General features: G+C 72.6%; 25 protein-coding genes and 1 pseudogene. 19 read left to right on the top strand and 7 right to left on the bottom strand.

Annotation, left to right across the window (positions count from 1 at the left end):
* Window positions 1-3: 3 nt before the first annotated feature.
* Window positions 4-261: pseudogene (locus tag SNR22_RS26185) on the bottom strand (hypothetical protein); the annotation flags it as partial.
* Window positions 262-461: 200 nt separating this feature from the next.
* Between SNR22_RS26185 and SNR22_RS26180 the strand changes: the two are divergent.
* Both SNR22_RS26180 and SNR22_RS26175 read left to right on the top strand, forming a co-directional pair.
* Window positions 462-695, top strand: coding sequence for a winged helix-turn-helix domain-containing protein (locus tag SNR22_RS26180; RefSeq protein ID WP_320069325.1), 234 nt, complete (start codon window positions 462-464; stop codon window positions 693-695).
* An 884-nt stretch (window positions 696-1,579) separates the two neighbouring features.
* Window positions 1,580-2,116 (top strand): HNH endonuclease, encoded by a 537-nt coding sequence (locus SNR22_RS26175; protein ID WP_320069324.1) that lies wholly within the window; start codon window positions 1,580-1,582, stop codon window positions 2,114-2,116.
* Window positions 2,117-2,210: 94 nt separating this feature from the next.
* On the opposite strand, the gene SNR22_RS26170 is transcribed toward SNR22_RS26175, so the two are convergent.
* The 3 genes from SNR22_RS26170 to SNR22_RS26160 all read right to left on the bottom strand — a co-directional run bounded on the left by SNR22_RS26170 (window position 2,211) and on the right by SNR22_RS26160 (window position 4,211).
* Entirely contained in the window at window positions 2,211-3,062 is an 852-nt protein-coding gene (locus SNR22_RS26170; protein ID WP_320069323.1) for a class F sortase, read from the bottom strand.
* Between the two features lie 11 nt (window positions 3,063-3,073).
* A complete protein-coding gene (locus SNR22_RS26165; protein WP_413775710.1) occupies window positions 3,074-3,598 on the bottom strand; it encodes a hypothetical protein in 525 nt (174 codons plus the stop codon).
* Window positions 3,599-3,758: 160 nt separating this feature from the next.
* Window positions 3,759-4,211, bottom strand: a complete 453-nt coding sequence (locus tag SNR22_RS26160) for an Lrp/AsnC family transcriptional regulator (protein WP_320069322.1) — start codon at window positions 4,209-4,211, stop codon at window positions 3,759-3,761.
* A 144-nt stretch (window positions 4,212-4,355) separates the two neighbouring features.
* Between SNR22_RS26160 and SNR22_RS26155 the strand changes: the two genes are divergently transcribed.
* The 13 genes from SNR22_RS26155 (at window position 4,356) to SNR22_RS26095 (ending at window position 15,932) form a co-directional block, all read left to right on the top strand.
* On the top strand, window positions 4,356-5,261 hold the full coding sequence (locus tag SNR22_RS26155) for a tryptophan 2,3-dioxygenase (protein ID WP_320069321.1): 906 nt from the start codon (window positions 4,356-4,358) through the stop codon (window positions 5,259-5,261).
* A 14-nt stretch (window positions 5,262-5,275) separates the two neighbouring features.
* Window positions 5,276-6,577: a kynureninase gene (kynU, locus tag SNR22_RS26150; RefSeq protein ID WP_320069320.1), complete on the top strand. Its 1,302-nt coding sequence runs from the start codon at window positions 5,276-5,278 to the stop codon at window positions 6,575-6,577.
* The gene (locus SNR22_RS26145) at window positions 6,574-7,911 is read left to right on the top strand and encodes an NAD(P)/FAD-dependent oxidoreductase (RefSeq protein ID WP_320069319.1); all 1,338 of its coding nucleotides are present in this window, start codon (window positions 6,574-6,576) and stop codon (window positions 7,909-7,911) included. Before kynU ends, SNR22_RS26145 begins: the two co-directional genes overlap by 4 nt.
* Before the next feature lie 23 nt (window positions 7,912-7,934).
* Window positions 7,935-9,416, top strand: a complete 1,482-nt coding sequence (locus tag SNR22_RS26140; RefSeq protein ID WP_320069363.1) for a 2-hydroxymuconic semialdehyde dehydrogenase — start codon at window positions 7,935-7,937, stop codon at window positions 9,414-9,416.
* Window positions 9,417-9,421: 5 nt separating this feature from the next.
* Window positions 9,422-10,213 (top strand): 2-keto-4-pentenoate hydratase, encoded by a 792-nt coding sequence (locus tag SNR22_RS26135; protein WP_320069362.1) that lies wholly within the window; start codon window positions 9,422-9,424, stop codon window positions 10,211-10,213.
* Window positions 10,210-11,145, top strand: coding sequence for an acetaldehyde dehydrogenase (acetylating) (locus tag SNR22_RS26130; RefSeq protein WP_320069318.1), 936 nt, complete (start codon window positions 10,210-10,212; stop codon window positions 11,143-11,145). Before SNR22_RS26135 ends, SNR22_RS26130 begins: the two co-directional genes overlap by 4 nt.
* On the top strand, window positions 11,142-12,215 hold the full coding sequence (gene dmpG / locus SNR22_RS26125) for a 4-hydroxy-2-oxovalerate aldolase (RefSeq protein WP_320069317.1): 1,074 nt from the start codon (window positions 11,142-11,144) through the stop codon (window positions 12,213-12,215). The genes SNR22_RS26130 and dmpG overlap by 4 nt, the downstream gene beginning before the upstream one ends.
* Window positions 12,212-13,006 carry a 2-keto-4-pentenoate hydratase gene (locus SNR22_RS26120; RefSeq protein ID WP_320069316.1) on the top strand — a complete coding sequence of 265 codons (795 nt, stop codon included), beginning with the start codon at window positions 12,212-12,214 and terminating at the stop codon, window positions 13,004-13,006. The genes dmpG and SNR22_RS26120 overlap by 4 nt, the downstream gene beginning before the upstream one ends.
* Window positions 12,999-13,427 (top strand): RidA family protein, encoded by a 429-nt coding sequence (locus SNR22_RS26115; protein ID WP_320069315.1) that lies wholly within the window; start codon window positions 12,999-13,001, stop codon window positions 13,425-13,427. Before SNR22_RS26120 ends, SNR22_RS26115 begins: the two co-directional genes overlap by 8 nt.
* Complete coding sequence (locus tag SNR22_RS26110; protein ID WP_320069314.1) at window positions 13,424-13,948, top strand: 3-hydroxyanthranilate 3,4-dioxygenase; 525 nt, start codon at window positions 13,424-13,426, stop codon at window positions 13,946-13,948. The genes SNR22_RS26115 and SNR22_RS26110 overlap by 4 nt, the downstream gene beginning before the upstream one ends.
* Window positions 13,948-14,973: an amidohydrolase family protein gene (locus SNR22_RS26105; protein ID WP_320069313.1), complete on the top strand. Its 1,026-nt coding sequence runs from the start codon at window positions 13,948-13,950 to the stop codon at window positions 14,971-14,973. Before SNR22_RS26110 ends, SNR22_RS26105 begins: the two co-directional genes overlap by 1 nt.
* A gap of 280 nt (window positions 14,974-15,253) precedes the next feature.
* Entirely contained in the window at window positions 15,254-15,538 is a 285-nt protein-coding gene (locus tag SNR22_RS26100) for a hypothetical protein (RefSeq protein WP_320069361.1), read from the top strand.
* Window positions 15,525-15,932 carry a DUF5130 family protein gene (locus SNR22_RS26095; RefSeq protein ID WP_320069312.1) on the top strand — a complete coding sequence of 136 codons (408 nt, stop codon included), beginning with the start codon at window positions 15,525-15,527 and terminating at the stop codon, window positions 15,930-15,932. Before SNR22_RS26100 ends, SNR22_RS26095 begins: the two co-directional genes overlap by 14 nt.
* Window positions 15,933-16,097: 165 nt before the next feature.
* Here the strand turns inward: SNR22_RS26095 and pepN are convergent, their stop codons facing one another.
* Window positions 16,098-18,644: an aminopeptidase N gene (pepN, locus tag SNR22_RS26090; protein ID WP_320069311.1), complete on the bottom strand. Its 2,547-nt coding sequence runs from the start codon at window positions 18,642-18,644 to the stop codon at window positions 16,098-16,100.
* Between the two features lie 245 nt (window positions 18,645-18,889).
* Between pepN and SNR22_RS26085 the strand changes: the two genes are divergently transcribed.
* From SNR22_RS26085 to SNR22_RS26070, 4 genes are all read left to right on the top strand, one after another.
* Window positions 18,890-19,489, top strand: a complete 600-nt coding sequence (locus tag SNR22_RS26085; RefSeq protein WP_413775716.1) for a disulfide bond formation protein DsbA — start codon at window positions 18,890-18,892, stop codon at window positions 19,487-19,489.
* A 132-nt stretch (window positions 19,490-19,621) separates the two neighbouring features.
* Complete coding sequence (locus tag SNR22_RS26080; RefSeq protein ID WP_320069309.1) at window positions 19,622-19,927, top strand: hypothetical protein; 306 nt, start codon at window positions 19,622-19,624, stop codon at window positions 19,925-19,927.
* A gap of 11 nt (window positions 19,928-19,938) precedes the next feature.
* Window positions 19,939-21,138 (top strand): DUF1015 family protein, encoded by a 1,200-nt coding sequence (locus tag SNR22_RS26075; protein ID WP_320069308.1) that lies wholly within the window; start codon window positions 19,939-19,941, stop codon window positions 21,136-21,138.
* Between the two features lie 122 nt (window positions 21,139-21,260).
* The gene (locus tag SNR22_RS26070; RefSeq protein ID WP_320069307.1) at window positions 21,261-21,728 is read left to right on the top strand and encodes a ribose-5-phosphate isomerase; all 468 of its coding nucleotides are present in this window, start codon (window positions 21,261-21,263) and stop codon (window positions 21,726-21,728) included.
* A gap of 83 nt (window positions 21,729-21,811) precedes the next feature.
* On the opposite strand, the gene SNR22_RS26065 is transcribed toward SNR22_RS26070, so the two are convergent.
* On the bottom strand, window positions 21,812-22,129 hold the full coding sequence (locus SNR22_RS26065) for a hypothetical protein (protein ID WP_320069306.1): 318 nt from the start codon (window positions 22,127-22,129) through the stop codon (window positions 21,812-21,814).
* Window positions 22,130-22,267: 138 nt separating this feature from the next.
* Window positions 22,268-23,500 carry a GNAT family N-acetyltransferase gene (locus SNR22_RS26060; RefSeq protein ID WP_320069305.1) on the bottom strand — a complete coding sequence of 411 codons (1,233 nt, stop codon included), beginning with the start codon at window positions 23,498-23,500 and terminating at the stop codon, window positions 22,268-22,270.
* Window positions 23,501-23,582 lie beyond the last annotated feature (82 nt).

Below are 23,582 nucleotides of genomic sequence, written 5' to 3'. Positions count from 1 at the left end.
CCCGTCAGACCGACGCACGCGCTGTAGACCAGCCAGCCGCACGTAGATCTCTCGCTTGGCAACGGCCTGGCCCTGGCCGTCGAGCTGGTAGCCGGTGACCCAGATCCAGCCCGGGTAATTGGGCTTCGGGCACACCGAGATCACCCGGAACATGAACGCCGGCTGTCCCGCGAACTGCACCGACGCCTCTCGGCTGATCAGCAGCTTCTCGCCCGGTGCCGGGGGCCGGAGGTGGGCTACGGCGCGTGCGTCAGGAGACACGATCTTCCTCCCTGCGGTGGCCCCTGCCCCGACCGGTTCGGAGGAGCCCGGCCGGGGCAGGGGGTACCGCCGTGCTGGGGCGAGTTCGGGTCTCCGCGACCAGCACAGCGGGCTTATCGCACGATATCGCAACCGGTACATGGTGGTCCATGGTCTACCAAGACTGACCAGTGTCGTCCGCACCCGCATACCGTCGAGACGTGATCGACCCCGAAGGGCCGGTGCCGGTCTACCAACAGTTGGCGGCGATTCTGCGCGAGCAGATCGAGCGCGGCGACCTACTGCCCAACCGGCCGATCCCGAGCGTGGCCCGGCTCCAGCAGGAATACGGCCTGGCCCGCGGCACCATCCTGCACACGGTTCGGGTGTTGGTCGCCGAGGACCTGGTCTACGTGGTGCCCGGGAAGGGCACGTTCGTCAAGCCCACTGAGTAGGCGGCGGACGATCAGTGGCCGGTGTCCGCTCAGCAGTGGCTAGTACGGATGTAGCCGCCACACCAAGCCGGAGCCTCAACCGTCCAGACCCGCCACCCGCCGTAGCCTTTCCGGACCTCGAAGCGCCAAAGGTGCCGACTGCCCACCAGCGACACCCGATCTTGCCACCAGACCGCGTGAACCTCAGTGGCGACCAGGGCGACACCACCACCTCGGACGTGGTCGACCTGCAACGGGCCTGATTCCAGCTTGCTCGGCGGGTTTGCCGATCTCGACATCTCTGCCCGGTACGCGCGCCACTGGCGTACCAGATTCTCGCGGCGGTCGGCGGCAAGCACTCGGCGAAGCCCGCCATCATCCCCGCTACTCAGCCGCAGCAGGTAGACGGCTACCGCAGCATCCGGGGCCTGCTCTCCCCGTTCCGCCTCAACCTGGGCTCTCACCGCCCACGCCGCAGGAACGGCCAGCGCACCTGTGCACGCCAGGACGACGAGGGACAGGAGAACCCATGGCCAGTGCTTCGAGGGAGCTTCCCGCTTCACGCCAGGCACTCTAGTGATCTTGGGCTACCTTGATCAAGTTCATCAAGTTCAATGCGTGTTGCATGATCATCGGGCACAGATCCGGCACAACTGAGGTCGAAAACGGGTGTAAAAAGTCGAGAGGCGTCGAGGGGTCCGGCCCTGCTCAGAGGCCAGATCTGTCCGGTTCCGGGTGATGCCTACCAGGCTTCCGACATTAGTACGTGCAATCCCGGGTCTTATCAGGGACGATTGGCGCAACGGACGTCGGTGATCCTGCCGGCGCCGGACGTGGTTCCGTCATGCGCGGGCGCGTCCGGCGCGGCCAGCGGTGGGAGCGGCTGGACCGGGAGGGTGAGCTCGATGCCTGACATACGACCCACGGTGGGCTCCGGCGCGCTGGTTCTCAACGCCAGCTATGAGCCGCTGTGTGTCGTGTCGGTGCGTCGCGCCGCCATCCTCGTCCTCTCCGCCAAGGCCGTCTGCGTGGCCCACGGCGAGGGCATCCTGCACAGCGCCCGAGACGCGCTCCCGGTCCCCTCGGTGGTCCGGCTCACCCGGTTCGTCCGGGTGCCCTACCGCACCCACGTCGGGCTCTCCCGGCGGGCGATCTTCGCCCGGGACGGCTGGCGGTGTGCCTACTGCCGGGGCCCGGCGGAGACCATCGACCACGTCTTCCCCCGCAGCCGAGGCGGCCGGCACGCCTGGGACAACGTGGTGGCCGCCTGCGCCCGGTGCAACCACACCAAGGGCGCCAAGACCCCGGCCGAGCTCGGCTGGCGGCTGCACTCGTCGCCCAGCGTCCCGAAGGGGACGGCCTGGCGGGTGCTCGGCCACCGGACCCCCGACCCGCGCTGGGCCGACTGGCTCGACCTGCGGGAACCCGAGGCCGCGGCCTGACCCGACCGGCGGCCCGGCTTGACCCCCGGCCCGCCCCGGGCCGGCCCGCCCGGACCGGAGGCGGGCGGTTCGGTCCCCGACCGGGGCGGCGGCCTCACTCGTGGCGGGCCTTCACCAGTGAGGCGTACACGACCACGTTGTCGGCGTACCCGGTCTCGCCGCCGACCCATCGGCCGCCGCAGGTGATCAGACGCAACCGTGGCCGGCTGAAGTCCCCGTACACCTCGTCCACCGGCAGTTGCGCCTTGTCGTAGCGGTGCACGGCGTCGACCTCGAAGACCGCCACCGAACGGTCCGTCCTGTGGATCTCCACCCGGTCGCCGGTGCGCAGGTCCTTCAACCCGTGGAAGACCGCCGGCCCGCTTCGGGTGTCGACGTGTCCCACGATCACCGCTGGGCCGTACTGGCCGGGGGTCGGCCCCTGGTCGTACCAGCCCGCTTCCTGGGCGCGGTCCGCGGCGGGCACCCCGATGCTGCCGTCCGCCGCGATGCCGACCTCGTGCACCGGGGCGTCCAGGTCGATCTTGTCGCTGGTGATGGCGACCGGCCGGCTGGCCGGCAGGATCGGGAACTTCTTCGGCGGCGGGCGTAGGCCGGCAATGAACCGGTCCGGCAGGATGCTGTACCCGGTCACCCGTTCGACGCCGAGCATCGTCACGATCAACGCCATCAGGGCGGCGATGACCAGCACCGGGGCGCCGGGGCCCGACCGGGTCAGCGGACGCCGGCCCGGGCCCGTAGCGCCGCGACCCGCGGCGACGGACGCCGGGCGGGCGGTCGGGTCGGTCGTGGCGACGCTGGCCGAGAAGATCTGCCCGACGACCCGGGCGACCCGACCGTAGCCCCGGGCCACCAGCCGGCCCGCCGCCCGGACCCGGCCCGGAGCCCGCCGGATGGTGCTCCGGTGCTCCCGGGCCGGGCCGGCACGCGTACGTCGGCGGGCCATGACGGACCTCGTCAGGTTCGCGTTCCGGTGCGCCGACGGGTGCCGAACACCCCGAACCCGGCCGCCACGGCCGCCACCGCCAGCCCGCCCACCAGCAGCAGGGAGCCGGTGCCCCGGCCGTCGTCGGCCGTGCCGCCGCCTCCGGTGTTGGGCCCCTTGCTCGGCTGCGCCATGTTCAGCACGGTGAGGGTGGTGGTCGCGGCGGCGTTGTTCGCGCACCGCAGCTCGACGGCGTACTCGCCGGCCTGCTTGTCGCCGGGGATGGTGACCTCCCCCGTCAGGAAGCCGTTGTCGGGCTTGAGCATCACCCGCCCGAAGGCGTCGGACTGCGCCTCCGCCTGGCGGTTGTTGGCGCTGTCGCAGCCCGCCCGGATGTGGACCCGGGTGCCGGTCTGCGCGCTGTTCGGCGTGACCTCGATGAAGGTGTTCTCCCCGGCCCGCGCCGGCGCGACGGTGGCCAGGACGAACGCCCCGACGACGCCGAGCACGGTCAACACGGCCGAAAGGGCGCGATGTGTCGCGGTGAGCCCCCGCATGATTTCCCCTCTCCCGGTGCCGGGCACCGGAATCCTCCCCCGGGTGGTTCCGCCCTGCTTTCCCCGTGGCCCGGGGGCAAACCCGCCGCTGGCGGTGCGGCGGGCAGGGGTGCGGCAACCCCGGAGGCGTTAAAAGGGGGCCCTTCCTATACCGGAGACGTTAAGAAGGTGCCCTTCCTTCCAGTGGGGTGACGGGGTGCCAGTCGAGAGGGGTGGAGAGGACCATGGTGCTCGACGGCTGGCCGTACGGGGCGAGGCGGTCGATGACCCGCTCGAAGCCCCCGATCGAGCCGGCGGCGACCTTGAGCATGCTGCACGCGTCACCGGTGATCCGGTGGATCTCCAGGATCTCCGGCCACCCCGCCACATCGGGGTCGTGCAGGATGCAGCGCGACCCGTAGCAGGACATCCTGATCAGGGCGACCACCGTGCGGCCGGCCCGGGTCAGGTCGATGTGGGCCCGGTAGCCGGTGATCACCCCCGACTCCTCCAGCCGGCGGACCCGCTCCGCCACGGCCGGCGGCGACAGGTGCACCCGGCGGGACAGCTCGCTGAAGGAGAGCCGGGCGTCGGCCTGGAGTTCGCCCAGCAGCGCCCAGTCCATGTCGTCCACGCGTGACCTTCCTTTCCGAAACCACGATGGGAGACTCGCTTTTGCCATGGCAGGTCGAAGGCGGGTAGTGCCGTCGAATCGGCATTCCGTTTCGCGTTCCACCGGGGCACCATGACGCTATCCGGCTCAGGGAGGAGACGACAGGTGGAGCAGACGGACCTGCAGGCCCCCGCGCCGGCCGTGGCGGTCCGCCCCGCGACCCCGCAGCAGCGGGCGGCCCGGGCGGCCCGCAACGGCGGCGAACCGACCCTGGAGTTCGCCGAGAGGGTGCCCTACGACGCGTACGTGCACGCCAGCACCCTGCACCGGTTGCAGCAGCCGCTCAGCGACGACCCGGGCGAGATGTCCTTCCTGATGATCAGCCAGATCATGGAGCTGTACTTCGGGCTGACCTGCCACGAGCTGCGCGAGGCGCAGCGCTGCCTGCGCGCCGACCGGGTCTGGGACGCCCTGGTTCCGCTGCGCCGGGCGGGCCTGCACCTGGAGGGGCTCAACGCGGCCTGGAAGGGGCTACGCTGGATGACCCCGGCGGACTTCAACCGGTTCCGCAACCTGCTCGGCGAGGGCTCCGGCTTCCAGTCGGCGATGTACCGGCACCTGGAGTTCCTCCTCGGCCTGCGCGACCCGACCCTGATCCGGCCGTTCCGCCGGCAGGTCGAGGTGCACGCCGCGCTGACCGCCGAGCTGGCCGCCCCGAGCGTCTGGGACGACGTGGTCGCCCTGCTGGCCCGACGCGGCTTCGAGATGCCCGCCGAGCTGCTTGCCCGGGACGTCGCCGAGGAGCACCGGCCGGAACCGGCCGTGGAGGCCGCCTGGGTGGCCGTGTACGAAGACGACGGCGGCCCGGACAACCACCTGCGCCTGCTCGGCGAGGCGTTGGCCGAGGTCGCCGAGCAGTTCGGCGACTGGCGGTGGAACCATGTCAAGGCGGTGCAGCGGGCCATGGGTGCCAAGGTCGGCAGCGGTGGCTCGGCCGGCCTGGCCTGGTTGCAGCGCAGCATGGCCCGGGTGGTCTTCCCGGAGCTGTGGTCGGCCCGGACGGCGATGTGAGCGAGGAGCACGACATGGACATCTCGGAGCGGGACGCGACGCGCCCCTCGGAGCAGGAGGCGCACCGCCTCGACAAGGCCGATCCCGGGCACCGGCACCTGTTCCACGTGCCGCCGGCGGACGGCGGTCGCTACCCGGAGGCCGCATACCTCGCGGGTAACTCCCTGGGCCTGCAGCCCCGGGCCACCCGCGCCGACCTCCTCGCCGACCTGGACGGGTGGGGCCGGCTCGGCGTCGAGGGGCACCTGGAGGCCGACCGGCCCTGGCTGTCGTACCACGAGCTGTTGACCGGGCCCGTCGCACGACTGGTCGGCGCCCGGCCCACGGAGGCCGTGGTGATGAACTCCCTCACGGTCAACCTGCACCTGCTGATGGTCAGCTTCTACCGCCCGGCGGGGGAGCGGACCCGCATCGTCATCGAGGACGGCGCGTTCCCCTCGGACAGCTACGCGGTGCGCAGCCAGGCCCGCTTCCACGGCCTCGACCCCGACGCCACGGTGGTCCGGCTGACCCCGCGCCCCGGCGAGGACACCCTGCGCACGTCCGACGTGCTGGACCTCCTGGCCGCCGAGGGCGACACCGTCGCGCTGGTGCTGCTCGGCGGGGTCAACTACCTCACCGGCGAGCTGCTGGACATCCCGGCGATCACCGCCGCCGGTCGGGCCGCCGGCGCGGTGGTCGGCTGGGACCTGGCACACGCGGCCGGGAACGTGCCGCTGGCGCTGCACGACTGGGACGTCGACTTCGCCGCCTGGTGCTCCTACAAGTACCTCAACTCGGGCCCGGGCGCGCTGGCCGGCGTCTTCGTCCACGAGCGCCACCTCGGCCGGGCCGACCTGCCCCGTTTCGAGGGCTGGTGGAGCACCGAGGCGGCCACCCGGTTCGAGATGACCCCGGTGTCCCGCCCGCCGGCCACCGTGGAGGCGTGGCAGATCTCCAACCCGCCGATCTTCGCCATGGGCCCGGTGCGGACCTCGCTGGCGGTCTTCGACTCCGTCGGGATGCCGGCGCTGCGGGAGCGCAGCGTCCGGCTCACCGGGTACCTGGAGCGACTGCTCGACGCGGCCACCGCCGGCCGGCCGCTGCGGGTGGTCACCCCGCGCGAACCGCAGCGTCGGGGCTGCCAGCTCTCGGTGCGCATCGCCGGGGGCAGCGCGGGCGAGCTGACCAAGCGGCTGCGCCACGAGCACGGGGTGATCGCCGACGCCCGGGAGCCGGACGTGATCCGATTCGCCCCGGTCCCGCTCTACTCGACGTATCACGACTGCTGGCGGGTCGCCGACGCGCTGGCCGCAACGGTGGAGGGTCACCCATGAGCACGGAACACGACGAGATCGCCGTCGTCGGGGCCGGGCTCGCCGGCTGCCTGCTGGCCTGCTTCCTGGCCCGGCGCGGCTACCGGGTGGCGCTCTACGAACGCCGTCCAGACCCGCGCGCCGGGACCGCCGAACGGGGACGCTCGATCAACCTCGCACTCTCCGAGCGCGGGCTCGACGCGCTGCGCCGGATCGGCCTGGCCGAGCAGGTGATGGCGGACGCGCTGCCGATGCGTGGGCGCATGATCCACCCGGTGGCGGGCGAGCCACAGTTCCAGTCGTACAGCGCCGCCGGGGACCGGGCGATCAACTCGATCAGCCGGGGCGCGCTGAACAACGCCCTGCTCACCGCCGCCACCGCGCTGCCCGGGGTGCGGGCCGTGTTCGACCACCGGCTCGTCGGGCTCGACCCGGGCACCGGGGAGATGACCTTCGAGACGCCGCAGGGCAAGGTCACGGCCGCCGCGCCGGTCGTCCTCGGCGCAGACGGGGCCGGCTCCGCGGTGCGCGGGCAGCTCCTCGCGTACGGGGTGCTGGGCGAGAGCCTCGACTTCCTCGACTACGGCTACAAGGAGCTAACCATCCCAGCGGTCGGCGGGGAGTTCGCCCTCGACCCGGCGGCGCTGCACATCTGGCCGCGCGGCACCTCGATGATGATCGCCCTGCCGAATCCGGACCGTTCCTTCACCTGCACGCTCTTCTGGCCCACCCACGGCACCGCGAGCTTCGCCTCGCTGAGCAGCCCGGCGGCGATCGAACGACACTTCGCCACCCACTACCCGGACCTGGTCCCGCTCGCCCCGAACCTGATCGACGACTACCAGCACAATCCGGTCGGGGTGCTCGGCACGGTCCGCTGCACCCCCTGGCAGACCGGCGGTCGGGTCGGCCTGATCGGCGACGCCGCGCACGCCATCGTGCCGTTCTACGGCCAGGGCGCGAACTGCGCCTTCGAGGACGTGGTGGTGCTGGACCGCTGCCTCGACGAGTGCGGTGACGACTGGGCGGCGGCGCTGCCGCTGTTCCAGGCGCGGCGGCAGGCCGACGCGGAGGCGATCGCCCGGATGGCGCTGGCCAACTTCGTGGAGATGCGCGACAAGGTCGCCTCCCCGGTCTTCCAGGCCCGCCGGGAGCTCGACCACGCGCTCGAGCGGGCGCTGCCCGGCCGGTACGTCTCGCAGTACGAGCTGGTGTCGTTCTCCACCACCCCGTACGCGCAGGTGCGGCGGCGGGTCCGCGGCCAGCAGGCCGTGCTGGGGGCGGTGGCCGCCGGTGCGGCGGCGCTGCTGGCCGGGATGGCCGGCGCGGCGCTGGCCCGGAAGCGGCGGCGATGAGCGCCCACTGGGACCCCGGCCTGATGACCGGGCGGGCGGCGGGCGGGCCGGGGCTGCTGCGCAACTTCGTCGGCGGGGAGTTCCGCGCCGCCGGCCGGCGGTTCACCAAACGCAGCCCGGTGACCGGGGAGCCGGTCTTCGAGGTGGTCGAGGCCGACCGGGCGACCGTGGACGACGCGGTGACCGCCGCCCGGGCGGCGCTGCGCGGGCCGTGGGGACGGATGGGTGAACGCGAGCGCGCCGAGGTGCTGCGCCGGGTCGCCGACGAGCTGGAGCGCCGCTTCGACGACCTGGTCACCGCCGAGGTCGCCGACACCGGCAAGTCCATCAGCCAGGCCCGCACCCTCGACATCCCGCGCGGGGCGGCCAACTTCCGGGCGTTCGCGGAGATCGTGGCGACCGCGCCGACGGAGTCGTTCACCACGGTCACCCCGGGCGGTGGGCGGGCGCTGAACTACGCGGTCCGCAAGCCGGTCGGCGTGGTTGCGGTGATCGTGCCGTGGAACCTGCCGCTGCTGCTGCTCACCTGGAAGGTCGCCCCGGCCCTGGCCTGCGGCAACGCCGTGGTGGTGAAGCCCAGCGAGGAGACCCCCGCCTCGGCGACCCTGCTCGCCGAGGTGATGGCCACCGCCGGGGTGCCCGACGGGGTGTTCAACCTGGTGCACGGCTTCGGTCCCGACTCGGCCGGTGAGTTCCTCACCCGGCACCCCGGGGTGGACGCGATCACCTTCACCGGTGAGTCCGCCACCGGCGGCGCGATCATGCGGGCCGCCGCCGACGGGGTGAAGGCCGTCTCGTTCGAGCTGGGTGGCAAGAACGCCGGGCTGGTCTTCGCCGACGCGGATCTGGACGCGGCGATCGCCGGGTCGGTGCGGTCGAGCTTCACCAACGGCGGGCAGGTCTGCCTCTGCACCGAACGGATCTACGCGCAGCGCCCGGTCTTCGACGAGTTCGTCGACCGGCTGGCGAAGTCCGCCGACGCCCTGGCGTACGGGTGGCCGGCCGACGAGGCCACGGTGAACATGCCGCTCATCTCCCACCAGCACCGGGACAAGGTGCTCGGCTACCACGACCTGGCCCGCACCGAGGGCGCGCAGGTGCGCGCCGGCGGTGGGTCGCCGACCTTCGGCGACGCCCGCGACGGCGGCGCGTACGTGCGCCCCACCGTGCTCACCGGGCTCGGCCCGAACACCCGCACCAACCGGGAGGAGATCTTCGGCCCGGTGGTGCACGTGGCGCCCTTCGACGACGAGGAGGAGGCGTACGCGCTGGCCAACGGCACCGAGTACGGCCTCGCCGCGACCGTGTGGACCCGGGACGTGGGGCGGGCGCACCGCGCCGGTGCCCGGCTCGACGCCGGGATCGTCTGGGTCAACACCTGGTTCCTGCGGGACCTGCGCACCCCGTTCGGCGGGGTGAAGGCGTCCGGCATCGGCCGCGAGGGCGGCGTGCACTCCCTCAACTTCTATTCCGAACTCACCAACGTCTGCGTGGACCTGACTTGACCGACATCGACATCGACGCCGCCGTCGGGGAGCTGACCGCGGCCCGGGCCAGCGGCAAGCCCTGCCCGCCGCTGCGTGGCCGGCTGCTGCCGGAGGGGGACGTCGCGTCGGCGTACCTCGTGCAGCGGCGCCAGACGCGGGCCTGGCACGACCGGGGCGAACGCCGGGTGGGCGCCAAGGTCGGGCTGACCTCCCGGGCGGTGCAGGAGAACCTCGGCGTCTACCAGCCTGACTTCGGGGTGCTCACCGACGCGATGGCTGTCGGCGACGGCGACGAGGTGGCGTTCGGGCGGCTGCTCCAGCCCCGGGTCGAGGCGGAGATCGCCTTCGTGCTCGGCGCGGACCTCACCGAGGAGCGGATCACCACGGTCGACCTGATCCGGGCCGTCGACCACGTGTTGCCGGCGATCGAGATCGTCGACTCGCGGGTCGCCGGCTGGGACATCTCGATCGTCGACACCGTCGCCGACAACGCCTCCAGCGGGCTGTTCGTGCTCGGCACCGCGCCGCGCCGGCTCGCCGACGTGGACCTGCGGCTGTGCGGGATGGTCCTCGAACGCGCCGGGGAGCCGGTCTCCGTCGGCGCCGGGGCGGCCTGCCTGGGCAATCCGCTGCACGCGTTGGCCTGGCTCGCCGGCACGCTGGCCCGCGCCGGTGAACCGCTGCGCGCCGGTGACGTGGTGCTCTCCGGTGCGCTCGGGCCGATGGTCGCGGTGACGCCGGGTGCGGCGTACGAGGCCCGGATCTCCGGGCTCGGCTCGGTGCGGACCTGTTTCTCGACGGAGGGTGACCGATGACCACGGGCGTGGCGATCCTCGGTTCCGGCAACATCGGCACCGACCTGATGATCAAGGTGCTCCGGCTCAGTGACAGCCTGCGGATGGTGGCGCTGGCCGGCATCGACCCGGACTCCGACGGCCTGGCCCGGGCCCGCGGGCTCGGCGTGGCCACCACCGCCGACGGCGTCGACGGGCTGGTGGCGCTGCCCGAGTTCGCCGACATCGCGCTGGTCTTCGACGCCACCTCGGCCGGCGCGCACCGGCGCAACGACGAGGTGCTGCGGGCGTACGGGCGGACCGTGATCGACCTGACCCCCGCCGCGATCGGCCCCTACGTGGTGCCGCCGGTCAACCTCGACGAGCACCTGCACGAGACGAACGTGAACATGGTGACCTGCGGCGGGCAGGCGACGGTGCCGATCGTCGCCGCCGTCGGCCGGGTCACCCCGGTGGCGTACGGGGAGATCGTCGCCTCCATCGCGTCGCGCTCGGCCGGGCCGGGCACCCGGGCCAACATCGACGAGTTCACCGAGACCACCGCACGGGCCATCGAGGTGGTCGGCGGCGCGGGGCGCGGCAAGGCGATCATCGTGCTGAATCCGGCCGACCCACCGCTGCTGATGCGCGACACGGTCTACTGCCTCTGCCCCGACGCCGACGCCGACGCCGACCGGGCCGCGATCGTCGCGTCGGTGGCGGAGATGGTGGCGACCGTGCAGGGGTACGTCCCCGGCTACCGACTCAAGCAGGATGTGCAGTTCGACGAGGTCGACGCGTACGTGCCGGCGCTGGGCCGACGGCTGACCGGGCTCCAGGTCTCGGTCTTCCTGGAGGTTTCCGGGGCCGGGCACCACCTCCCGGCGTACGCCGGGAACCTGGACATCATGACCTCGGCCGCGCTGCGCACGGCGGAGCGGCTGCTCGCGCTGCGGGAGACGGTGACCCGATGACCGACCTCTACGTCCAGGATGTGACGCTGCGCGACGGGATGCACGCCGTCGCCCACCGGTACACCGTCGAGCAGGTACGCACGATCGCCGCCGCGCTGGACGCGGCCGGGGTGGCCGCGATCGAGGTCGCGCACGGCGACGGGCTGGCCGGGTCCAGCGTCAACTACGGCCACGGCGCGGCCAGCGACGCCGAGTGGATCTCCGCCGCCGCCGAGGTGCTGACCGCCGCGCGGCTCACCACGCTGCTGCTGCCCGGGATCGGCACCATCGCCGACCTGCGGGCGGCCAGGGCGCTCGGGGTGACCAGCGTCCGGATCGCCACCCACTGCACCGAGGCCGACATCTCCGCCCAGCACATTTCCTGGGCCCGGGAGAACGGCATGGACGTCGCCGGTTTCCTGATGATGTCGCACATGACCGACCCCGCCGGGCTCGCCGCCCAGGCCAGACTCATGGAGTCGTACGGGGCGCACTGCGTCTACGTCACCGACTCCGGCGGGCGGCTGCTGATGTCCGACGTGGCCGAGCGGGTCGACGCGTACCGGCAGGTGCTGGCGCCGCAGACGCAGATCGGCATCCACGCCCACCACAACCTCTCCCTCGGGGTGGCCAACAGCGTGGTCGCCGTCGAGCACGGCCGGATCGTCGGCGACGCCCCGGCCGGGCCGGACGCCCCGCACGGCCGGACCGTCCGGGTGGACGCCTCCCTGGCGGGGATGGGCGCCGGGGCCGGCAACGCCCCGCTGGAGGTCTTCGTCGCGGTCGCCGAGCTGCACGGCTGGAAACACGGCTGCGACGTGTTCGCGCTGATGGACGCGGCCGACGAGATCGTCCGGCCGCTCCAGGACCGGCCCGTCCAGGTCGACCGGGAGACGCTCTCCCTCGGGTACGCCGGGGTCTACTCCAGCTTTCTGCGGCACGCCGAGCGTGCCTCGGCGAAGTACGGGGTGGACGTCCGCTCGATCCTGGTCGAGCTGGGCCGGCGCCGGATGGTCGGCGGCCAGGAGGACATGATCGTGGACGTGGCGCTGGACCTCGCCGGTCGGCGCGGGCAGAAGGAGATCGCATGATCGGGGTGGACACCGCAGGCGTCGCCGAGCAGTTGGGCGCGGCGGCCGACACGGCCACGGCGATCGGCCAGCTCGCCGCCGAGATCGGCCTGGACGCCGAGGGCGCGTACGCGGTGCAGACCGCGCTCGTGCAGCGCCGGCTCGACCGGGGAGAGCACCTCGTCGGGCTGAAGATGGGGCTGACCAGCCGGGCGAAGATGGCCCAGGTCGGGGTGGACGAGGTGATCTGGGGCCGGCTCACCGATGTGATGCGGGTCCCCGACGGCGGGACGGTCGACGTGGGCGGGTTCATCCACCCCCGGGTCGAGCCGGAGGTGGCGTTCCTGCTGGACCGGCTGCCCGAGCCGGGTGAGCCGGTCGGCTCGTTCGCCGACGCGGTGCGTGCCGTGGCCCCGGCGATCGAGCTGATCGACTCCCGGTACGCCAACTTCACCTTCTCCCTGCCGGATGTGATCGCCGACAACGCCTCGGCGGCGGCGTTCGTGATCGGGCCGTGGTCGCCGGTGCCGGACGGGCTGGACAACCTCGGGGTGCTCCTGGAGGTCAACGGGCGGGTAGCCCAGGTGGGCTCGACGGCGGCGATCCTCGGCGACCCCCGCCGGGCGCTGGACGAGGGGCTGCGGCTCGCCGGACGGCACGGGGTGCGGCTGCGTCAGGGCTGGGTCTTCCTGGCCGGGGCCGCCACGGCGGCCGTGCCGTTGCCGCCCGGGGCGCACGTACGGGCCGTCGTCGAGAAGCTCGGCACCGCCACGCTGCGTTCCGCGCCGTCGGCGGGCGGCAGGCATGGCTGACGGGGCCCGGGTCGTCGCGGGAAAGGCCGTGCCGCGCGGGGCGTTTCCGCACGTCAAGGTCGCGGGCGGATTCGTCTTCGTCTCCGGTACGTCCTCGCGGCGGCCGGACAACACCTTCGCCGGGGTCTCGGTCGACGAGTTGGGCACCACGGACCTCGACATCCGGGCGCAGACCCGGGCGGTGATCGGGAACGTCCGTGACCTGCTGCGCTCGGTGGGCGCCGACCTCGCCGACCTCGCCCAGGTCACCAGCTATCTGGTCAACATGAACGACTTCGGTGGCTACAACGAGGTGTGGGCGGAGTTCTTCGACGCCACCGGGCCGACCCGGACCACCGTGGCCGTGCATCAGCTGCCGCACCCGCACCTGCTGATCGAGATACAGGCCGTGGCCCTACTTCCGTCGAGAGGTCAGTCATGAGTGAGATCGCCGAGCCGTTCAGCTTTCCGGGCTGGGTCGCGGAGAACCAGCACCTGCTGAAGCCGCCCGTGGGTAACCGGGAGATGTTCCCCGGCTCCGACGACTTCATCGTGATGGTGGTGGGCGGGCCGAACCAGCGCACCGACTTCCACGTCGACCCGTACGAGGAGTTCTTCTACCAGGTCAAGGGCAACATGCACGTCAACCTGATGACCCCGCAGGGGCCGCGTACGGTGCACGTGCGCGAGGGCCAGATGTGGATGTTGCCGCGTAACACCCCGCACTCGCCGCAGCGGCCCGAGGTCGGCTCGATCGGCGTGGTGGTCGAGCGGGTCCGCGATGAGGGCACCCTGGAGAAGTTCCAGTGGTACTGCCTGGAGTGCGGGCACCAGGTGCACGAGGTGGAGTTGCAGGTCCGCGACATCGCCGCCGACCTGCCCCCGGTCTTCGGCGCGTTCTACGCCGACGAGGCCGCGCGCACCTGCGGCGGGTGCGGCGCGCTGCACCCGGGCAAGGGCTGATGAGGGGTTCCGCCGCGCGAACCCCGGTGGTCGACGTGCACACGCATGTCGTACCGAAGGGGTGGCCGGATCTCGGCGCGGCGTGCGGTGGGTCCGGCTGGCCCTGGCTGCGGGTGGACTCCGAGCGGGCCGCCATGATCATGGTGGGGGAGACGGAGTTCCGGCCGGTCGGCGCGGAGTGCTGGGACGCGCAGACCCGGCTGGCCGACATGGCCGCCGACGGAGTCGACGTGCAGGTGGTGTCGCCGACGCCGGTTTTCTTCTCCTATGACCGTCCCGCCGAGCAGGCGGTGAAGGTGGCCCGGATCTTCAACGACCTGACGCTGGAGGTGACCGCCGCCGGCGGTCACCGGCTGGTGCCGTTCTGCCAGGTGCCGTTGCAGGACCCGGATGCCGCCTGCGCGGAGCTGGACCGCTGCCTCGCGGCCGGGCACGTCGGGGTGGAGATCGGTAACCACGTCGGCGACCGGGACCTGGACGACGCGGGCGTGGTGACCTTCCTCCAGCACTGCGCCGAGGTCGGTGCGCCGGTGTTCGTGCATCCCTGGGACATGCCCGGTGGCCCCCGGCTGGACCGGTGGATGGCCCGCTGGCTGGCCGGCATGCCCGCCGAGACGCACCTGTCGGTGTTGGCGCTGATCCTCGGCGGGGTGTTCGACCGGGTGCCGGAGTCGCTGCGGATCTGCTTCGCGCACGGCGGCGGAAGCTTCCCGTTCTGGCTGGGACGGGCCGACAACGCCTGGCACCGCCGGGGTGACCTGGTCCGGGGCGCGTCCACCGCCCCGCCCAGCGCGTACGTCGACCGGTTCTGCGTCGACTCGGTGGTCTTCGCCCCGGCGGCGCTGCGGCTGCTGGTGGAGACGATGGGGGAGGACCGGGTGCTGCTCGGTAGCGACTACCCGTACCCGCTGGGGGAACGCCCGGTGGGGCGGGTGGTCCACGAGGCCGACTTCCTGACCGCCGCACAGCGCGACAAGCTGCTCTCCGGCAACGCCCTGCGCTTCCTCGGCAGACCGCGGATCTGAACGGTGCGTGCCGGGCGCCGCTGCGGCCGGGTCGTGCCGGCCGGCACCCTGAGCTGACCGTCGGCCGCCGTGTCGGCCGGCCGCCGGAGACCGGACAGGGCAGGATTGGTGGGGTCCGACGGCGGGTGGGATCGCCACCCCGCAGTTCGGCGGGCCGTCGACTCCGCTAACGTGAACAGGAGCGGAGTCGGGCGGTCGATGTCCATGATCGTCCACCCGACCCGGGATTCCTGGTCTCTCTTTCCGCCTGGGGGCGTTGGGATTGTCTGTTACCGAGACGTTGCTGATCTTCGTCGGCATCCCGGCGGCCGTGGTGCTGGTGATCAGCGCGCTGGCGTTCGCCGGCGGCCGGGGGCCCGGTGGCGCAGCCAAGCGCTATCGGCCGGGCCGGCCCTTCGAGTTCACTCCGGTCTGGTTCCTGGGCCGTCCGGAGCAGCTGGCCGACTCGGCCGGCACCGCGCTGGCCGCCGGGGCGCAGGCACCGGCACTGACCAGCCACAAGCTTGAGAAGGCCGGCATCGAGCCGCCGGCCGGGGGAACCGGAGGCGCAAGTGACCGTTGGTGAGATGCAGACCGGGACGGGAACACCGCCTGAGGTCCTGGACGGGCCGTTCTCGACCCGTCAGCTGCTCCGCATCGACGAGGCGCTCCGCCTGGCCGACCAGGGGACCGGGCTGGTCTTCTCGGTCTACGTCGGCGGCCTCGACCTGCCGATCCGCGAGCACGCCCAGCGGCTGCACCGGCAGCTCGCCGACCCCGACCGGTCGGTCCTGATCGCGGTGTCGCCCAACCAGCGGCAGCTGGAGATCGTCACCGGCCGGCAGGCCCGCAAGCGCATCCCGGACACCTACACCAAGCTCGCCGCGCTCTCCATGGTGGCGGCCTTCGGCGGCGGCGACCTGACCGGTGGCGTCATCATCGGCCTCGACCAGCTCGCCAGCCACGCCGGCAAGGGCTGACCACACCACTCGCACCACGACGCCCGGCCCGCAGCGCGGACCGGGCGTCGACGTGTTCGGCGCAGACCGCTGGCCGACCTGGACACCTGCCTGCTCGCCGCCCCGTAACGGCCGGGGCCGGCGGGGCGGTTCGCCCACGCCGGCCCCGGCCGGATAACACCCGCCTCAGGCGCTCCGGGCGTCCCGGGCGCGGGCCTTCAACGCGCGGACGACTGCGTCGCGGCCCTCGGCGACCAACCGGCGCAGCGGCGCGGGCCGCCCCTCCTCGGCCAGCCACGCGTCGGTGGCGGCCACGGTCTCCTCGGAGACCTGCGCGCCCGGGTACGCGAGCTCGACGAACTCCTGCGCCGGCTCGCTGTCCCGCTGAGCCCAGACCTGGTCCACCACGGCGAAGTACTTCTCCCGGTACGGGGCGACCAGTTCCGTCTGCACGGCCGGGGCGAAGCCCTGCAACAGCGCCCGGTTCAGCCAGTTCGGCAGCGCATCGGGCCCGGTCAGTCGGGCCCAGACGGCGGCCTTGTTCTCCGCCGTCGGCACCAGCGCGCGGGCGTACGCGGCCTCCCGCTCACCGCTGGAGGTGCGGTCGCCGGCCAGCTCGGCCTCGATCTCCTCGGTGCCCGCCGCCCCGTTGGCCACCAGAGTCTGCAGGATCGTCCAGCGCAGCTCGGTGTCGACGGCCAGCCCGGCCGGCACGTCGGTACCGGCCAGCCACCCGCGCAGCATCGCCAGGCTCTCGTCGGAGCGGGACGCCGAGATGACGGCGCGAGCCCAGGCGAGCTGGAAACCGCCACCCGGCTCGGCGGCGGCCAGAGCGGCCTTCGCCGTCCGGTGCAGCTCCGCCCAGCCGGTCGGCGCCCACGCCGGGTCGACGTAGTGCACGAGCGTGGTGGTCGCCTGGCGGAGGGTGGCGGTGACCAGGTTGATGTCCGTCTCGCCGGGGAGCCCGGCCAGCACCAACGCCACGTAGTCGCGGGCCGACAGCTCGGCGTCGCGGACCATGTCCCAGGCGGCCACCCAGCACAGGGCGCGGGGCAGCGACGACTCGAACCCGGCGATGTGCTGCACCACCGTGGCCATCGACCGCTCGTCCAGGCGCAGCTTCGTGTACGTCAGATCGTCGTCGTTGAGCAGCAGCACGTCCGCCGCCCGCACGCCGTGCAGGTCGGTCAGCTCGGTCAGCTCGCCGGTCACGTCGACCTCGATCCGGTCCCGACGGACCAGCCGGCCGTCGGTGAGGTCGTAGAGGCCCACGCCGATCCGGTGGGTACGCAGCGTGGGGTGCCCGGCCGGCGCCTCCTGCCGCGCCACCACCCGCTGGTAGCTGCCGTCGTCGCCGATCGTCACCTCGGGGCGCAGGGTGTTGACCTGGGCGGTCTCCAGCCACTGGGCGGCAAACTTGCGCAGTTCCCGGCCCGAGGCGGCCTCCAACTCGGAGAGCAGGTCGTCGAAGGTGGCGTTGCCCCAGGCGTGCTTGTCGAAGTACGCCCGCAGCCCGGCCAGGAACGGCTCCTCGCCGACGTACGCGACGAGCTGCTTGAGCACACTCGCGCCCTTGGCGTACGTGATGCCGTCGAAGTTGACCTCGACCGCCTCCAGGTCCGGCATCTCGCAGTACACCGGGTGGGTGGAGGAGAGCTGGTCCTGCCGGTAGCCCCAGTTCTTCCGGATCGACAGGAAGGTCGTCCAGGCGTCGGAGAACCGGGTGGCCTTGGCGTTGCACCAGTGGCTGGCCCATTCGGCGAACGACTCGTTCAGCCACAGGTCGTTCCACCAACGCATGGTGACCAGGTCACCGAACCACATGTGGGCCAGCTCGTGCAGGATCGTGTTGGCCCGCTGCTCGTACTCGAAGTCGGTGACCTGGGAGCGGAAGATGAAGTGCCCCTCGGCGTGGGTGACGCAGCCGAAGTTCTCCATCGCGCCGGCGTTGAAGTCCGGCACCCAGAGCTGGTCGTACTTCGGCAGCGGGTAGCGCACCCCGAACTGCTCGTGGAAGAAGTCGAAGCCCTGCTTGGTGATGAGGAACAGGTCGTCGGAGTCCAGGTACTGCGCCATCGAGGCCCGGCAGTAGACCCCCAGGTCGATGCCGTCGTGGCTGTCCCGCACCTCGTGGTACGGGCCGGCACAGAGCGCGGTGATGTAGGTGCTCATCCGCACCGAGGTGACGAAGTGGACGACCTTGAGCCCCTCGCCGGCCGGTTCCTCCCGCTCGACCGGCATGTTGGACACCACCCGCCAGTGCTCCGGGACGGTGGCGTGCCAGGTGTAGCTGCTCTTCAGGTCGGGCTGGTCGAAGCAGGCGTAGACCTTCTGGGCATCCGCCGTCTCGAACTGGCTGTAGAGGTAGGTCTCCCCGTCAACCGGGTCCATTGTGCGGTGCAGCCCCTGCCCGCTGTTCGAGTACGCGAACTCGGCCTCGACCAGAAGGGTGTTCTCCGCGGCCAGCCCGGTCAGCGTCAGGCCCGTCTCCGCCGACCAGGCGGAGATGTCGAGCGGTGCGCCGTTCAACGTGGCCGACCGCACAGACTCGGCGGCCACCTCGATGAAGGTGGTCGTGCCCGGTTCGGCGCAGCGGAACCGGACCTCGGTCACCGACCGGAAGGTCCGGCCGTCGGCCCGCACGGCGGACGACAGGTCCAGACTGATGTCATACCCGGTCACCTCGAGCAGGCGAGCCCGCTCGGTGGCCTCGACCTGGGTCAGGTTGCGCACTCCCGGCACTGTTCGTCTCCATCTCATTCTCGCCGTGCGCCGTCGCGGCGCCAGCCATCGACCGATCGTGACGGTCAGTTGGTAACGAGTCTTCCACGGTCGGGCACCTTGCGGTGTGCGACGTCACGCTCTCTATCCGGTACCGGTAGCTGCCGCTGTGGGTGGAAGATCAATGGATGAGGGTTCGGCCCCCGGCCCCTCCGTACGAAGGGAACCCCACCGTGACCGACCGTGTCGCCGTCGACATGTGGTTCGACCCGCTCTGCCCGTGGGCGTGGATCACCTCCCGTTGGCTGCTGGAGGTGGAGCAGGTCCGTGACGTGGACGTCCGGTTCCATGTGATGAGCCTCTCGGTGCTCAACGATGGGCGCGACGTGCCCGAGGAGTACCAGAGGATGCTGGCGGCCGGCTGGGGCCCGGTGCGGGTCTGTATCGCGGTCGAGCAGCAGCACGGCCCAGACGCCGTCCGCGCCCTGTACACCGCCATGGGCACCCGGATCCACCTCGGTAAGGAGGGGCTGGGCCGGGAGTTGTTCGCGGCGGCGCTGACCGATGCCGGCCTGGACCCGGAGTTGGCCGCGGCGGCGGAGAACACCGGGTACGACGAGGCCCTGCGGGCCAGCCACCTCGCCGGCATGCGGCCCGTCGGCACCGACGTGGGCACCCCCGTCATCCACGCCCCCGGCCCGGACGGCGGAACGGTGGCCTTCTTCGGTCCGGTGATCACCCCGCGGCCGAAGGGCGAGGCCGCCGGCCGGCTCTGGGACGGGGTCCTGCTGGTCGCCGCGACGCCCGGTTTCTACGAGCTGAAGCGCTCCCGTGAGGTCGCCCCGACCTTCGAGTGAGCGCTGGGGAGGCCCGCCCCGGCGATAGCGCGACGCGCCGGGGCGGCGTCACCGGCCGGCACCGGGCTCGTTCCCCCGGATGTCCCGCCAGCGGCCTGCAGGGCGGTGCCCGGCAGCTCGTGGAGGCATCCGATGGGTAAGCACCGCCGTACGTCCGACGACGCGTCGTCGGAGCCGGCGACCGGGGATTCCGGTGCGACGTATTGGTCCGTGGCCGACGCCGGCTGGCCGACGGTCCGGCCGACGTTGCCGGCCGAGATGGTCGACCTGTTGGCTCCGCCGATCGTGGTCGGCGTCGCCCGGGTGGCCGCCCTTTCCCGGCCGGCCCCGATCGCCGACGTGTCGGGCCGGTCCGTCGCGTCGGTCGCGCCGGCTCCCGCCTTTCATCTGGTGGACGGGGCCCGGGGCCCGCTCCGAGGCGTGACCGTGCGGCGGTAGCGTCAGCGGACATGACTGTCGTGCACCCGATCGCCCGGGCCTGGATCACCACTGGCGGCACCGGCGCGCAGAACTACGACGAGTTCGCCGACGACGCGGAGATCACCGCGATCATCGAGGCGAATCCGCACAGTGCCCTCGGCATCGAGATGCCGCACCGCGCGCCGGAGAGCCTGGGCAAGTCGTTCCTCGACGCGCTTCCCGACGCGGTGAACCGCCTCGCCGAGGCGAAGGCCGATGGCAGCTACACCCCGGCCGAGCAGGTGGTGGTCCTCTACCGGATCAGCGCGCCTCGGGAGGAGTCGGCGTACGGCCTGTTCGCCATGGTCGACACCGACCAGATCTCCACCAGCGCGGACGAGCCGGGCCTGGTCATCCGTAACGAGGACGTCTTCATCTCGAAGGTGCGTGAGCGCGTCGCCCTCGCCGAGGCGCTCGGGCATCTGCTTTCGCCCGTACTGCTGCTCCAGACCGGTCGGGGCGACGAGCTGCACGCCGCGCTCGCGGCGGCGACCGAGTCGGCCGGGGCACCCGCCGCGACGGACACCGACCAGGCCGGCCGCACGCACGCCGTCTGGCTGCTCGGCCCCGGTCCGGAGCAGGACGAGCTGACCGCCCTGGCCGGCGGCGGGGAGTTGGTGGTCGCCGACGGCAACCACCGGAGCCTGGCCGCCCAGACCGGCGGCCTGCCGCGCTTCCTGGCCGTGGTGACCACCCCCGCCTCGGTCGCGATCCAGCCGTACAACCGGTTGGTCAGCGAGCTGACCGTCAGCACACAGGAGTTGGTCGACCGGCTCCGCGCCGTGGGCGCCGAGGTCACCGAGATCGACGGCCCCCTCGAGGTTCCGACGGGCGGCGGCACCGTCGCGCTCCGGCTCGCCGACCGGGGGTACGCGGTGCGCCTGCCGCACGTCGACGGCGGCCGGCTGGAGAACCTCGACCATGCGCTGGTCGAGCGGGTGCTGCTGCGCGACGCGCTGGGGCTCGACGCCGGTGACAAGCGGATCACCTACGTCGGCGGGGACTACCCGGCAAGCTGGTTGACCGGCGAGGTCGACGCGGGCCGGGCCGCGGCGGCCGTGTTGATCGCCCCGGTGACCGTCGATGACTTCGTCGCGGTCAACCTGGCGCGGGAGAAGATGCCGCGCAAGAGCACCTGGTTCACCCCGAAGGCCCGCGGCGGCCTGGTGGTGGCCGAACTGTCCCGCTGAGACATCCGGCACCCCGGCTGACCCCGGGCGGCCACCCCGTTGACCAGCCCTTATGTGACGAAACCAGCTCCGCGCCGCCGCCCCTGCGGCGGCGCGGAGGACGGCCTGACAGACTGCGCGGTATGCGCGTCTATCTGGGATCCGACCACGCCGGTTTCGAGCTGAAGGTGCACCTTTTCGGTCATTTGGCCAAGCAGGGGTACGAGGTGGTCGACGTCGGCCCGCACGCCTTCGACCCGGACGACGACTACCCGGCGTTCTGCCTGCACACCGGTGCCCGGGTGGTCGCCGACCCGGGCAGCCTCGGCGTCGTCATCGGCGGCTCGGGCAACGGCGAGCAGATCGCCGCCAACAAGGTCGCCGGCGTCCGGGCGGCGTTGGCCTGGAACATCGACACCGCCCAGTTGGGCCGTGAGCACAACGACGCCAACATTGTGGCCGTCGGTGCTCGTCAGCACACCCTGGACGAGGCGACCGCCATCGTCGAGGCGTTCCTCACCACGTCGTTCTCCGGCAACCCCCGGCACTCCCGCCGGATCGACCAGGTCGCCGCCTACGAGCAGAGCCGGGAACTGCCCGAGCTGCCCTGACCCCGCCACTCCGGGGCGGCCCCGGCCGCCCCGGCTTTCGTCCTGCCCCGGTCGGGTAGGCGCTCCTGGGGCGGTCGGCAGGGTCAGCGGCCGGAGCGGGGCAGGTCCTCGCGGGGCACCCAGTTGCGCCGGACGATGGCCACCCGGGCCTCCGCCTCGGCCAGATCCTCGTCGGTCGGTCGGGCGGCGTCCCGGGCCCGCATCGCGGCCAGGGGCCCCACCTGCGAAGATCCGGGACCGACCAGGTTGCGCAGGCCTCGCTCACCGTCCCGATCCTCGGCGCCGCCGCCACGGCGGCGTGGCGGCGCCGCCGAGGCGTGCCCCCCGGCCGTGGCGGCCGTGGGACCCTCGCCCTCGGAGTGGTGCCTCAGCTGCCGTCGCCGTCGCTCCGCGTCACCCATCAGCCGACCGTACCGCCCGCCTCGCCTCCGTGCCCGTTCCGGGCGTCGCCCCAGCCTGCGGCGGGTTGAAGAGGACCTGATCAGCGAGCACCGGGGGGCAGTGCGGGCCCTTAGGGAGCTGCCCCGCCCCGAGGCCGGTCAGAATTCGCCCATTCCCGACGGGGCCCGGTGCCAGGTGAACGCCGGGCCTGCGGCGGCCAGCGCGCCGGGGCGCCGCTCGTCGACCCGCCCGGCGTCGGCCAGCGCCGTCAGCCCTGTCCCGCCCAGGTACAGCTCGCCGAGCGCCCGCACGTCGCAGGCCAGGTCGGCCGGCCGGTCGGTGGGCACGCACCGGGCACCGTCCGGCCCGCCGGTGAGCCGCCAGCGCCCCGCGTTCTCCGGCAGCAGGTCGTCGGTGACCTCGACCACCAGGTCCACGGCTGCGGCGTACCGACGGGCGGCCAGTGCGGCCGGCACGTCCACCACCCGCACCCAGAGCGCGTCGGCGAGCCGGGCCTCCAGCCGGCGCGGCTCGTCGACCAGGAACAGCAGGGGCTCGTCCACCGGCCCTCGGTAGCTGAGCCGGCGGACCAGGTCGAGCGAGACCAGCAGTCGCCATAACGCCAGGCGAGCCACCGGCGTCGCGGCCACCATCTCCTCGACGATCGTCACGCCGTACGGCCCGGCCTGGTCGGAGCCCCGACGCGAGCGCCACAGGGCGTACCCGTCGATCCCGCCGTCCGGGCCCTCGTGCAGGGCCACGTGGCGCTCGGTCGCGCCCCCGCGCTCGGCGGTCGGGTCGCCCAGCACGTACCGCCACCACCGGTCGTCCCGGTCCGACCAGCCGGGACGGTCAGCGCGTACCCGGTCGTACAACCGGGCCAGCTCGGGTTGCCGCGACGCCGGCCGATCGAGGCGCAGCCTGCCCTCGGCGGCGCCCACGGCCGGCAGCCGCAGCTCGGTGGTGGCGCACTCGATGGTCAGCTCCCGGGCGGCCAGGCCGTAGCCGAACCGGGGGTAGATCCTGCCCTCGCTGGCCCAGAGCACGGCGACCGGCTCTCGGCCGGCGTCGCGGAGCTCACGCAACTGCCGGCGCATCAGCCGGGTGAGCAGCCCTCGGCGGCGGTGGGTCGGCAGCACCGCGACCCCGCTCACGTGAGCGGCCGGCACCGTCGCCCCCGGCACGGTCAACTCCCGGGTGAACGCCGAGACATGCGCGACGAGGTCCGGGCCGTCGTGGATCAGCAGGCTTCGCTCGGGCTCCCAGGTGCCCCGTTCGGCCTCGCGAAGTTCCTCGCCGAGGGTGGTGTGGAACGCGATCTCGATAAGCCGGACCAACTCGTCGGAGTCGTCGCCGTGGCCGACGCGGACCGGCAGGGCAGTGTTCGTCATCATCCGTGTCTAACCGACACCACCGGGGGCGGGCGACCGATTTGCCGGCTGGTTACTCTCGAAGTCGGGGCCGGTTGGTGCC

The sequence above is a fragment of the Micromonospora sp. RTGN7 genome (assembly GCF_033804645.1).
Classification (GTDB): domain Bacteria; phylum Actinomycetota; class Actinomycetes; order Mycobacteriales; family Micromonosporaceae; genus Micromonospora.
This window is presented reverse-complemented; position numbering and strand designations above follow the sequence as displayed.

What these genes read in the sequence shown, in the direction of transcription:
- SNR22_RS26175 (WP_320069324.1), top strand. Translation starts at nt 1,580, where the DNA reads ATGCCTGACATACGACCCACGGTGGGCTCCGGCGCGCTGGTTCTCAAC.
- SNR22_RS26170 (WP_320069323.1), bottom strand. Translation starts at nt 3,062, where the DNA reads ATGGCCCGCCGACGTACGCGTGCCGGCCCGGCCCGGGAGCACCGGAGC.
- SNR22_RS26165 (WP_413775710.1), bottom strand. Translation starts at nt 3,598, where the DNA reads ATGCGGGGGCTCACCGCGACACATCGCGCCCTTTCGGCCGTGTTGACC.
- kynU (WP_320069320.1), top strand. Translation starts at nt 5,276, where the DNA reads ATGGACATCTCGGAGCGGGACGCGACGCGCCCCTCGGAGCAGGAGGCG.
- SNR22_RS26145 (WP_320069319.1), top strand. Translation starts at nt 6,574, where the DNA reads ATGAGCACGGAACACGACGAGATCGCCGTCGTCGGGGCCGGGCTCGCC.
- SNR22_RS26140 (WP_320069363.1), top strand. Translation starts at nt 7,935, where the DNA reads ATGACCGGGCGGGCGGCGGGCGGGCCGGGGCTGCTGCGCAACTTCGTC.
- SNR22_RS26130 (WP_320069318.1), top strand. Translation starts at nt 10,210, where the DNA reads ATGACCACGGGCGTGGCGATCCTCGGTTCCGGCAACATCGGCACCGAC.
- dmpG (WP_320069317.1), top strand. Translation starts at nt 11,142, where the DNA reads ATGACCGACCTCTACGTCCAGGATGTGACGCTGCGCGACGGGATGCAC.
- SNR22_RS26120 (WP_320069316.1), top strand. Translation starts at nt 12,212, where the DNA reads ATGATCGGGGTGGACACCGCAGGCGTCGCCGAGCAGTTGGGCGCGGCG.
- SNR22_RS26115 (WP_320069315.1), top strand. Translation starts at nt 12,999, where the DNA reads ATGGCTGACGGGGCCCGGGTCGTCGCGGGAAAGGCCGTGCCGCGCGGG.
- SNR22_RS26110 (WP_320069314.1), top strand. Translation starts at nt 13,424, where the DNA reads ATGAGTGAGATCGCCGAGCCGTTCAGCTTTCCGGGCTGGGTCGCGGAG.
- SNR22_RS26105 (WP_320069313.1), top strand. Translation starts at nt 13,948, where the DNA reads ATGAGGGGTTCCGCCGCGCGAACCCCGGTGGTCGACGTGCACACGCAT.
- SNR22_RS26085 (WP_413775716.1), top strand. Translation starts at nt 18,890, where the DNA reads ATGTGGTTCGACCCGCTCTGCCCGTGGGCGTGGATCACCTCCCGTTGG.
- SNR22_RS26080 (WP_320069309.1), top strand. Translation starts at nt 19,622, where the DNA reads ATGGGTAAGCACCGCCGTACGTCCGACGACGCGTCGTCGGAGCCGGCG.
- SNR22_RS26075 (WP_320069308.1), top strand. Translation starts at nt 19,939, where the DNA reads ATGACTGTCGTGCACCCGATCGCCCGGGCCTGGATCACCACTGGCGGC.
- SNR22_RS26070 (WP_320069307.1), top strand. Translation starts at nt 21,261, where the DNA reads ATGCGCGTCTATCTGGGATCCGACCACGCCGGTTTCGAGCTGAAGGTG.
- SNR22_RS26065 (WP_320069306.1), bottom strand. Translation starts at nt 22,129, where the DNA reads ATGGGTGACGCGGAGCGACGGCGACGGCAGCTGAGGCACCACTCCGAG.
- SNR22_RS26060 (WP_320069305.1), bottom strand. Translation starts at nt 23,500, where the DNA reads ATGACGAACACTGCCCTGCCGGTCCGCGTCGGCCACGGCGACGACTCC.